We start from the raw sequence: 10,941 nt of genomic DNA on the forward strand, positions 1-10,941 counted from the left end.
CATTTTTTGTGATATTATTTTTATACTTTCTCTTGCATAAATATAAATTTTAGTGTATAGTATTTCTTGCAATTCATTGAGAAAAAGAATCATTATAAATTACTGCAAAATTCAGGAGGTTTTCAAAGATGAAAGAGAAAGTTGTACTGGCCTACTCCGGCGGTCTGGATACCACAGCCGTCATCCCGTGGCTCAAAGAAACATTTGGTTATGACGTCATCTGCTGTTGCGTTAACTGCGGACAGGGCGAAGAACTGGACGGACTGGAAGAAAGAGCCAAAATGTCCGGCGCTTCCAAATTATATATTGAAGATATCGTAGATGATTTCTGCGACAACTACATTGTGCCCTGCGTACAGGCGCACGCAGTCTATGAAAATAAATATCTGCTGGGAACCGCTATGGCCCGTCCGGCCATTTCCAAACGTCTGGTAGAGATTGCCAGAAAAGAAGGCGCTGTCGCCATCTGCCACGGCGCAACCGGTAAAGGAAATGACCAGATTCGTTTTGAGCTCAGCATCCGCGCTCTGGCTCCGGATATCAAGATCATTGCTCCCTGGAGAATGACCGATCTGTGGACCATGCAGTCCCGGGAAGATGAGATCGCATACTGCAAACAGCACGGCATTGATCTTCCTTTCGACGCAAGCCACAGCTACAGCCGCGACCGGAACCTCTGGCACATCAGCCATGAAGGTCTGGAACTGGAAGATCCATCCCTGGAACCCAACTACGATGAACTTCTGGTGCTGACCGCCAAACCGGAAGATGCTCCGGATGAACCGGAATACGTAACCATGACCTTTGAAAAAGGCGTTCCCAAGAGTATCAACGGTGTAGAGATGAAAGTCTCCGACATCATCCGCACATTAAACGAGCTGGGCGGCAAACACGGCATCGGTATCTGCGACATCGTAGAAAACCGCGTCGTAGGCATGAAGTCCCGCGGCGTCTACGAGACACCGGGCGGAACCATTCTCTACGAGGCGCACCAGCAGCTGGAAGAACTGGTGTTAGACCGGGCTACCTATGAAGTGAAAAAAGACATGGCCAACAAACTTTCCCAGGTGATCTATGAAGGAAAATGGTTTACTCCTCTTCGCGAGGCGATCCAGGCCTTCATCGAAAGCACCCAGGAATACGTGACCGGAGAGGTCAAATTCAAACTTTACAAAGGCAACATCACCAAAGCCGGAACCACCTCTCCTTACTCACTCTACAGTGAATCCCTGGCAAGCTTCACCACCGGTGATCTCTACGACCACCATGACGCCGACGGATTCATCAACCTGTTCGGCCTGCCGCTCAAAGTGCGCGCTATGAAAATGCAGAAAACACAGACAGAGAGCAAATAGATGTAAACAAAAATGTGAACGGGGCCGGGGGATTTTCAGAAATCCCCCGGCCCCGTTCACATTCCGTTTACATTTTACAATATCTGCCTGCAGATTCTTTCTGCATTTCCATTCCAGATCTTATCCAGCTGATTTTCCGACAGGCCTTTTTTCCGCAGTGCTTCCCAGAGCCGTTCCATCTGGCTGACATCCGGGATATCCAGTTCTTCTATTCCGTCGAATCCGTCAAAGTCTGTGCCAATGGCCGGAAATTCACTGCCGCCCACGTCCAGCATATGCAGCACATGCATAGCCATTTCTTCCAGTTTCGACGCATGTTCGTTTCCAAGAAAGGCACCGTAAAAGTTCAGGCCTGCGATGCCGCCTGTGTTTGCCAGTGCCCGGATCATGTCGTCTGTCAGATTCCTGGGATGCGGACAGAGCGCTCTGCAGTTGGAGTGGGACGCCACTACCGGCACCCGGGAGATTTCCAGCACGTCCCGGAATACTCCATCGGATGCGTGAGACACATCTATGATCATCCCCAGCTCGTTCATCCGTTCCACCACTTCTCTGCCAAAGGGCTTCAGTCCCTGCCACATGACCGAAGCATCCCGGCTGTTTGGATGGCCGATGCAGTTTTCATAATTCCACATCAGTGTCATCAGGCGCACTCCCTGTCGGTACAGTTCCTCCAGCCGGTCAAGGTGACCATTCAGCACACCGCCCTCTTCTACAGTAAGAAATGCCGAAATCTTCCCCTGTCCGGCATTTTCCCGCATTTCCTGACAGGAAGTGGCAAGGGAAATCTGGTCTGCATAAATCCGGGTCTGTTCCTTCAGATATGCGATCATTTCCAGCACATGCCGCCAGGCGGCATCGTACCCGCCCGTTTCTTTATAATCGTCCGCATAGGTAAAGCAGGCGAAAAACTGTGCCATCGTTCCGCCCTTTTTCATGGCTTCTATGCTGACACATCCATCGTTCTTCATCAGATCTCCGTTTCCGCTTAGATCCATTAATTTCCATAATGTATCACAGTGCAGATCGATCAGTTTCATATTTTATCCGCTCCTCTCATATGTTCAGTATAACTCTTGCTATTGTATTGGGGAAGGTGCTGTTTTATGAAACCAGTCATTGGAATCGCTGCATGCGGATCAGCGGACAACCGGCAGTTTGTGACAGAAGCTTACATTGAGGCGGTCTCCCGCACAGGCGGAATCCCTCTGATCCTTCCCATTCTGGATGACGCCGCGCTCCTGACGGACTACCTGCAGATCTGTGATGGATTTTTATTCTGCGGCGGCGAGGACATCACGCCCCTGCTTTTTGGCGAAGAACTTCTCACAGACCGCGGCAGTACAGACCTTTTTGCAGACCGTTTCCACCTGGCTCTGATGCAAACGGTATTGCATGCAAAACGTCCGGTCCTTGCCATATGCCGGGGCATGCAGATCATGAATCTCGCCCTTGGAGGCAGTATCTACCAGGATCTTTCCCTGCGCCCTTCCCCCACGCTGCAGCACATGCAGATCTCCGGTTCCCGCAAGGATCCCTGTCACAAGATCACCGTCTCACAAAATAGCATGCTATCTGATTTTCTTGGAACTTATGCAAATGTAAATAGTTTTCATCACCAATGTCTCCACTTCATTCCGCCGCAGATCCGCCCCGTGGCAACTGCTTCCGACGGAGTGGTGGAAGCCATTGAGATCCCCGGGCATCCGTTTGCTCTTGGCGTCCAGTGGCATCCGGAAGTCCTTTTATCCCTGGATCCGGGAATGGAAAAACTTTTTTCTACTCTGACGGAACGCGCCGGATCCTGCCTTTTTCCAGGCTCGGCCGGATAAAATGCTCTTTTGCATAATCCCAGAGAGACTGGGATCCTTCAGCTGTCCGCTCATTTCGCTTCAGGATCTGATCCAGGCAGACCTTATGCTCTTCCCATGCCTTGCCGTCTGAAGCATGGTTCAGCATGATGGGCTGGATATTGTCTATGGTCCTTGCAAATCTGGCTTCCGGCGTCTTTCTTTCTTCAAATTCCTGCCAGAGTCCCATCAGACGGCTTCCCTGATCCTCCGGCAGCAATCCGAAGATCCTTGCGGCTGCCTTTTCTTCCCGCTCCTTCTGTGTCTTTTTCGCTTCCTCATCGTAAGCGTAGGTATCCCCTGCGTCAATTTCCACAATATCATGGATCAGTACCATGGTCACCGTTTTCAGTACATCAATTTTTTCATTGGCATATTCGCTGAATAAAATCGTCATCAGCGCCAGATGCCAGGCATGCTCCGCGTCATTTTCCTTCCTTTGCCCATCAGCGAGATACGTCTGGCGCCCAATGAGTTTTTCCTTGTCTATTTCTTTTGCAAATGCAAACAACTGGTCCAGCCGGTCCATACATCCACATCCTCTCCATGTATTTTCTGATTTCACACTGTATTTTACAATCCTTTTACGCCGTTACGCACTGGCGGCCGGATCCTGCTCGAACTGGGAATTATAAAGCTCCGCATAGAACCCGTTTCTTTCCAGAAGCTCCTGGTGTGTTCCCTGTTCTACGATATCCCCGTCCTTCATCACCAGGATCAGGTCCGCATTCCGGATAGTGGACAGCCGGTGGGCGATGATAAATGTGGTCCTGCCTTCCATCAGCCGTTCAAATGCCTTCTGGATCCGCACTTCGGTCCTGGTATCCACCGAACTGGTGGCTTCATCCAGGATCAGGATCTTCGGATCTGCCAGGATTGCCCTTGCAATAGTCAGAAGCTGCTTCTGCCCCTGCGATACATTGTTTGCCTCTTCATTTAGTTCCATCTGATATCCGCCGGGCAGTGTCTGTACAAAATGATGGACATAGGCTGCCTTTGCCGCTTCCACTACTTCTTCATGGGAAGCAGACAGTTTTCCGTAACGGATATTGTCCTCAATGCTTCCTTTAAACAGCCACGTATCCTGCAGCACCATGCCGAACGCCCGACGCAGTTCCGTCCGGTCAAACTCCCGGATATCATGACCGTCCACCCGGATCGCGCCGTCACATACGTCGTAAAATCTCATCAATAATTTTACCATAGTTGTTTTCCCTGCGCCAGTGGGCCCGACGATCGCAATCTTCTGCCCAGGCAGAGCCCTGGCGCTGAAATCATGGATGATCATATGATCTTTGTGGTATCCGAATTTTACATGATCAAATTCCACACATCCCTTCAGGTCATCTGCGGCCAGCGGCCGTGCGGTTGTCTGTACTTCTTCCTCTTCTTCCAGAAATTCAAATACCCGTTCCGCCGCCGCTGCTGTGGACTGCAGAAGGTTTGCCACCTGTGCGGCCTGCTGGATAGGCGATGTGAAATTTCTCACGTATTGGATAAAAGACTGGATATCTCCCACCTGAATGGTTTTCTGGACAGCCAGATATCCACCCAGGATCACCACGCCCACATAGCCCAGATTTCCTACAAACTGCATGACCGGCATCATCATTCCGGACAGGAACTGGGACTTCCAGGCAGAGCGATATAAAACATCGTTATCCTGTTCAAACGCCCGGATCACATCCTCTTCTTTATTAAAGGCTTTTACGATACTGTGGCCCCCGTATACCTCTTCCACCTGACTGTTGACATGCCCCAGATACTCCTGCTGCGCCCGGAAATATTTCTGGGAATGTCTGACAATCCCGGTGATCATCCCCAGCGAAACCGGCAGGATCAAAAGGGCGGCCGCAGTCATCAAAGGACTGATACTCAGCATCATGGCCAGCACTCCAATAATGGTAGTAACCGAAGTGATCAATTGTGTCGCGCTTTGATTCAGGCTCTGGCTTAAGGTATCCACATCATTGGTGATCCTGGAAAGGATCTCTCCATGTGTCATGCGGTCAAAATACCCCATCGGCAGCCGGTCGATTTTCTCTGAAATCTCCTTACGCATTTGATAGGTCATTTTCTGGGAAACACCGGTCATCAGATATCCCTGAACAAAAGACAATACCGCGCTAAGCAGGTAGAGGCCAAGAAGTGTCAGCAGGATGCGGCCAATCTTCTCAAAATCTATGCCACCGCTTCCGGATACTTTGCCCACCAGGCCTTCAAACAACTCTGTTGTGGCCTGACCAAGGATCTTTGGCCCTGCGATATTAAAAATCGTACTTCCGACAGCAAATATCACAATTGCTATTAAAGCAACTTTATAATTTCTAAGATATTTTATAAGTTTTCTTATGGTTCCTTTAAAATCCTTTGCCCTTTCTCCAGGCATATGGCCGCCCCCATGGCCCATTCTTCTTCCCGGCATGTTAGACCGCCTCCTTCCTGCTGCCCGAAAGTTCTTCCTGCGATAACTGCGAAGAAGCAATCTGATAATACTCCGGACAATTTTCCAGCAATTCCCCGTGGGTTCCTTTTCCCACGATCCTTCCGTCATCCAGCACCAGGATCTGCTCCGCATGCAGGATCGTACTGATCCTCTGGGCCACAATAATCACCGTACTGTCTGCCGTCTTTTCCTTCAGCGCCTTGCGAAGCGCAGTATCGGTTTTATAATCCAGCGCAGAGAAACTGTCGTCAAAAATGTAGATATCCGGATGTTTTGCGACGGCTCTGGCAATGGAAAGCCTCTGCTTTTGTCCGCCGGACACATTGGTTCCTCCCTGGGCAATGGGACTTTGATACTTATGATTTTTGGCCTCAATAAATTCCTCAGCCTGTGCGATCCGGGCCGCTTCCTTCATTTCCTCTTCCGTACCATCCGGACGGCCAAACAGAATATTGGAAGCAATATCACCGGAGAATAGAATTCCTTTTTGCGGCACAACCCCAAGTTTCTCCCGCAGATCGTGCTGCCGGATCTTACGGATATCCCGGCCATCGATCCGGATGCTTCCTTCTGTCACGTCATAAAATCTGGGGATCAGATTTACCAGTGTGGATTTCCCGCTTCCCGTGCTTCCGATGATGGCCGTGGTCTGTCCCGGTTTTGCCGTAAATGTAATGTCTTTCAGGACATCTTCTTCGGCTCCCGGATACCGGAAGAAAACGTGGTCAAAAGAGAGTTCGCCCCTGCCGCATTCCGGCAGTTCTTCCGGAAGCTTAGGATCGCAGATCATGGTATGGCTTTCCAGCACGCTGCTGACACGCTCCGCCGACACGGCCGCTCTTGGCAGCATCACAGAGATCATGCAGATCATAAGAAATGCCATGATGATCTGCATGGTATACTGGATAAATGCCATCATGTCTCCCACCTGCATCGTTCCTGCGTCAATGCTGTGGCCGCCCACCCACACGATCAGAACCGAGATTCCATTCATGATCAGCATCATGGCCGGCATCATAAATGTCATCGCCCGGTTGACAAAAAGATTGGTTCTTGTCAGTTCCCGGTTTGCCTGATCAAATCTTTCTTCTTCGTGTGCCTCTGTTCCAAAGGCGCGGATCACCGGAAGGCCGGTCAGGATCTCCCTGCTTACCAGATTCAGACGGTCTACCAGATTCTGCAGAATCCGGAATCTGGGCATGACCACAGCAAACAGCACCGCTACCAGAAGGAAGATCAGCGCCACTGCAAGGGCAATAATCCAGGACATATCCACATTCGTGTGGAAGACGTTCCAGACGCCGCCCACCGCCAGGATCGGCGCATAGAGCACCATTCGCAGGATCATCACCGTCAGAAGCTGGATCTGCTGGATGTCATTGGTACTGCGTGTGATCAAAGAAGCAGTTGAAAATTGATCAAACTCTCCATTGGAGAAGTCGACTACTTTGCGGAACACATCCTTTCTTAAGTTCCGGCCAAGCCCGGCACCCACAAGGGAAGCGATCAGCCCCACCAGAATGCTGGCCGCCATGCCGGCCCCGGCAAGCGCCAGCATTTTCCCGCCGGTAACCAGGATGTAGCTGGAACTGATCTTGTCAAGATCCAGACCGATCTTCTCGTATGCGGACCGAATGTAGGCTGCGGCCGCCTGCTCCGTCATGGTCTCCGGAAGACTTTCCATCACTTTCTCCTGTGCGGCCGCGCCTGCTCCAGCCGTATCTGCCACATTCCCCGAAGTGACCCCGTCGGCATTCGTTTCTTCCAGCATCATGGCCATGACCATGGGAAGTTCCAGCTTCTCCACCAGCTTTTCCATCTCATCTTCATTTTCTTTTATCTCTTCTTTAAGAGTCATAACTGTTCCGTCATAATCATATGACTCATCACTTTTCTGATAGGCATCTGCTATCTCTGCCCGGTCTTCCTCTTTCGCCAACATAAGGAGCACTCCCAGATCCTCTTCTGCCAGTGCTTCCGGCACCCGCTCGTCAATCCCGCTCTGCTGGATCCCTACATTTACAATATCAGACGTATAGGACGGCAGGGAAAGATCGCAATAGGCCTGGATGATCAGCACACAGATCACCAGCAGCACCTGCCCGGCATATGGCTTCAAAAACCCAAATAATTTTTTCATATCTGTCTAGTCCCTTTCTGCATTCGGTTTTAGGAAATGGGGGACGGGGGATTTCCGAAAATCCCCCGTCCCCCATTTCCTCCTATAAAGTTATAAAGTCTCTGAATCCAAAATTATCGTGAATGGCCCATCGTTTACCAGGCTGACTTTCATATCTGCGCCGAACCTGCCCCGCTCTACCGTCGGAACCTGCTCTTTACATTTTGCAATAATATATTCGTACATTTCTTCTGCCATATCCGGCGCGCCTGCTTCAATGAAACTTGGCCGGTTTCCTTTTTTACAGTTGGCATACAGTGTGAACTGGGAGATCAGAAGAAGGCTTCCTCCCACTGTATCGAGGGAAAGATTGGTTTTTCCCTGCTCGTCTTCAAAGATCCGCAGTCCCAGCATTTTTTTGATCATCCGGTCTGCGATTTCTTTTGTGTCTGAATTGCTCACGCCGATCAGCACCATAAATCCTTTCCCGATCTTTCCCAGGGTTTCCCCGTCGACTTTTACTTCGCTTTCTGATACTCTCTGAATTACAAATCTCATTGTGAAGTTCTCCTTTTATTTTGTTATTTTTTATTACGTATTTTTTCTTTTTCGGGCAGCTGAGCCAGAATGATTGCCGCAAACATCAGCACGCAGCCAATGGTTTCTCTTGTAGACATTTGTTCCCCCAAAAGCGCCCAGCCTGCAAGTACGGAAAAGCAGGATTCCAGACTTAAAATCAGGGCGGCAACAGCCGGGTTCATATCCTTTTGCCCAACAATCTGCAGCGTGTACGCCACGCCGCAGGATAATACTCCTGCATAAAAAAGCGGAAACCAGCCTGCGATTATTCCTTCGATCGCAGGTGTCTCTGTAAGAAACATAACCGGCAGAGAAAGAATCCCGCACACGAAAAACTGGATGCAGGACATTTTCACGCCGTCTGCTCTTGGCGCAAAATAATCAATCACCAGAATGTGTAAAGAAAAAACCAGCGCACAGAGAAAGACCAGCAAATCTCCTTTTCCGATGCGCAAGCTTTCTGTGATACAAAGGAAATAGAGTCCGACAACTGCCAGTACGACTGCGACCCACACCTTCCATCCGATCTTCTTTTTCAAGAATATTCCCAAAACCGGCACGATCACGATGTAACAAGCGGTGATAAATCCTGCTTTTCCTGCAGTTGTGTATTGAATTCCCACCTGCTGCAGGCTGCTGGCTCCAAACAGCAGGATCCCGCAGGCAATCCCTCCTGTCAGAAGATCCCTGCCTCCAGTCCCCGCCGCATTCTCCTCTTTCGCGCCATTTTCGGCCGTTCTTTTCCATTTTCCAAGAAAATAGATGCATGGCAGCAAGGCCACGCCGCCGATCAGGCTCCGGATTCCGTTGAAAGTAAAAGGACCGAGATAATCCATTCCTACGCTCTGGGCCACAAACGCCGTTCCCCAGATAAATGCTGTCAATATCAGCATACATACATTTTTTGTCTTCATAAACATCTCTTTCTATTCTTCTGTCTTCTCTTAAGCCAGGATGTATTATAGCATATTTCCCCTTCCGGGTGTATAATAATTGTATTTTAAGACACTTTAATTAAAATACAATGGTATGAAACGATGTGTAAACAGGTGATGTCTGTGTATCGATACAAAATATTCTTCTTTACCTGCGGTCTTGTCATGGCTGTCAGCGAAATCTGGAAACAATGGTGCCTGACCTTCCTCCTTGGACAGGGCCACTACAACTGGTGGCATTTCCCTTTCCAGCTTTGCAGTATTCCCATGTACATCTGTCTGATGTTTCCGTGGATACATTCTGAAAAATTGCAGAAAATCATGCTGGTCTTTCTTATGGATTACGGTCTTCTGGGCGGGATTTTTGCCTTTTTTGACACCAGCGGCATGCATTATTCTTACTTTCCGCTGACCATCCACTCCTTTACATGGCACATTCTTCTGATCATCCTGGGGCTTGCGGCAGGCTTCAGTCAACTGTCAGAATATTCTCTTCGCGGATATTTTCACGGAACTTTGCTTTATCTTGCCTGCTGCCTGATCGCCACCGGTTTCAATGTCGCTCTGCATTCTCTGGGAAATATCAACCTGTTTTATATCAGTCCCTATCTTCCCATGAATCAGAAGGTATTCCGGGATATCGCAGACTACACCGGGGATCCCGCCGGGATCTTCCTCTACATTCTGGCATCTGTGGCAGGCGCATTTTGCTTCCATCTGCTCTGGCGCACGATGTCTGCAGACCGGCAAACTTAATCAACGAACCGACTATCCCGAACAACCGCACAGTATCTTTAGGATCAGCCCTGTACACAAAAACGGACCCAGTGCAATTTTCGATTTTCTATCAATCTTCCCTGCCGCCAGCATCCAGACGCAGAAAATTCCCGCAAACAACATGCCGGCAAAAAAGGCATCCAGATTCTTCTCCCAGCCAAGCAGAAAACCGGATACTGCCATCAGTTTGATATCCCCGCCTCCAAAACAGCCGGGTTTCCACAGACAGATCAGGAGCATCCCCCCACTGACGCTCAAAATACCGGCAACGCTTTCCCAAAGAATTCCCTGCATCTCCCCGTACCCGAAACGATTCCAGAGTCCTGCCGCCAGCAGCAAAATCAGCAGCCGGTCACGGATCCGGCGGGAACGAGAATCTTCCCATGCAATTTTCAATAAAATCCCAATCATTACAACATTAAAAAATATTTTCATACTCCGCCTTTCCGCATACATTGCATTTCAGAATAAAATTTGTTACGATAAAGACTGTAAAGAACCGCATTACAAACAAGGAGGGGTTTTCATGCTGGTAGAAAAATTATTGACCATGCCCGGTTTCATTTATGAAGTCAGCGGGAATTACTATTATCTTGGAAAATGGATCTGCAAAATGTGTACGGACACCGATGCATCCGACTGCGTCATGATGTATCAGATGTGCCGGAGAGCCGGCGAAGAACCGGATACTAACCTGTATTTTCAGAAAATACGTGCATACAGCGATTTCGCATTGGAAGTCCCCTACAATCCCATCCGGATCCGCGAAGACATGGAAGCACTGGCAGATCATCTCACCGATTCCGAGCGGGAACACCTTCAGGGTCAGATACAGAATGTAGAAGAAGATATTCAGAAATATAGTTAAGAAATATAGAAA

General features: G+C 49.4%; 11 protein-coding genes. 4 read left to right on the plus strand and 7 right to left on the minus strand.

Annotation, left to right across the window (positions count from 1 at the left end; genetic code table 11):
* The first annotated feature begins 128 nt into the window (after positions 1–128).
* Complete coding sequence (locus tag H6A13_RS08705; RefSeq protein WP_204909215.1) at positions 129–1,355, plus strand: argininosuccinate synthase; 1,227 nt, start codon at positions 129–131, stop codon at positions 1,353–1,355.
* A 74-nt stretch (positions 1,356–1,429) separates the two neighbouring features.
* On the opposite strand, the gene H6A13_RS08710 is transcribed toward H6A13_RS08705, so the two are convergent.
* Entirely contained in the window at positions 1,430–2,395 is a 966-nt protein-coding gene (locus tag H6A13_RS08710; RefSeq protein ID WP_204909216.1) for a dipeptidase, read from the minus strand.
* Between the two features lie 66 nt (positions 2,396–2,461).
* Here H6A13_RS08710 and H6A13_RS08715 point away from each other — a divergent pair, with 66 nt between their 5' ends.
* The gene (locus H6A13_RS08715) at positions 2,462–3,187 is read left to right on the plus strand and encodes a gamma-glutamyl-gamma-aminobutyrate hydrolase family protein (RefSeq protein ID WP_204909217.1); all 726 of its coding nucleotides are present in this window, start codon (positions 2,462–2,464) and stop codon (positions 3,185–3,187) included.
* Here H6A13_RS08715 and H6A13_RS08720 read toward each other — a convergent pair.
* The 5 genes from H6A13_RS08720 to H6A13_RS08740 form a co-directional block, all read right to left on the minus strand.
* A complete protein-coding gene (locus tag H6A13_RS08720; RefSeq protein WP_204909218.1) occupies positions 3,135–3,734 on the minus strand; it encodes an HD domain-containing protein in 600 nt (199 codons plus the stop codon). The genes H6A13_RS08715 and H6A13_RS08720 overlap by 53 nt on opposite strands.
* Before the next feature lie 63 nt (positions 3,735–3,797).
* Positions 3,798–5,630 (minus strand): ABC transporter ATP-binding protein, encoded by a 1,833-nt coding sequence (locus H6A13_RS08725; RefSeq protein ID WP_204909219.1) that lies wholly within the window; start codon positions 5,628–5,630, stop codon positions 3,798–3,800.
* A 1-nt stretch (position 5,631) separates the two neighbouring features.
* Positions 5,632–7,791 (minus strand): ABC transporter ATP-binding protein, encoded by a 2,160-nt coding sequence (locus tag H6A13_RS08730; protein ID WP_204909220.1) that lies wholly within the window; start codon positions 7,789–7,791, stop codon positions 5,632–5,634.
* Between the two features lie 90 nt (positions 7,792–7,881).
* On the minus strand, positions 7,882–8,328 hold the full coding sequence (gene dtd / locus H6A13_RS08735; protein ID WP_204909221.1) for a D-aminoacyl-tRNA deacylase: 447 nt from the start codon (positions 8,326–8,328) through the stop codon (positions 7,882–7,884).
* Positions 8,329–8,351: 23 nt separating this feature from the next.
* Positions 8,352–9,269: a DMT family transporter gene (locus H6A13_RS08740; RefSeq protein ID WP_420827225.1), complete on the minus strand. Its 918-nt coding sequence runs from the start codon at positions 9,267–9,269 to the stop codon at positions 8,352–8,354.
* Between the two features lie 138 nt (positions 9,270–9,407).
* On the opposite strand from H6A13_RS08740, the gene H6A13_RS08745 reads away from it, so the two are divergent.
* Positions 9,408–10,040, plus strand: coding sequence for a TMEM164 family acyltransferase (locus H6A13_RS08745; protein ID WP_204909223.1), 633 nt, complete (start codon positions 9,408–9,410; stop codon positions 10,038–10,040).
* 12 nt (positions 10,041–10,052) lie between these two features.
* Here H6A13_RS08745 and H6A13_RS08750 read toward each other — a convergent pair whose 3' ends face one another.
* Positions 10,053–10,496 (minus strand): prepilin peptidase, encoded by a 444-nt coding sequence (locus tag H6A13_RS08750; protein WP_204909224.1) that lies wholly within the window; start codon positions 10,494–10,496, stop codon positions 10,053–10,055.
* 91 nt (positions 10,497–10,587) lie between these two features.
* On the opposite strand from H6A13_RS08750, the gene H6A13_RS08755 reads away from it, so the two are divergent.
* Positions 10,588–10,929, plus strand: coding sequence for a hypothetical protein (locus H6A13_RS08755; RefSeq protein WP_204909225.1), 342 nt, complete (start codon positions 10,588–10,590; stop codon positions 10,927–10,929).
* Positions 10,930–10,941: the final 12 nt, after the last annotated feature.

The sequence above is a fragment of the Mordavella massiliensis genome, assembly GCF_016902415.1.
Lineage (GTDB): Bacteria > Bacillota > Clostridia > Lachnospirales > Lachnospiraceae > Merdimonas > Merdimonas faecigallinarum.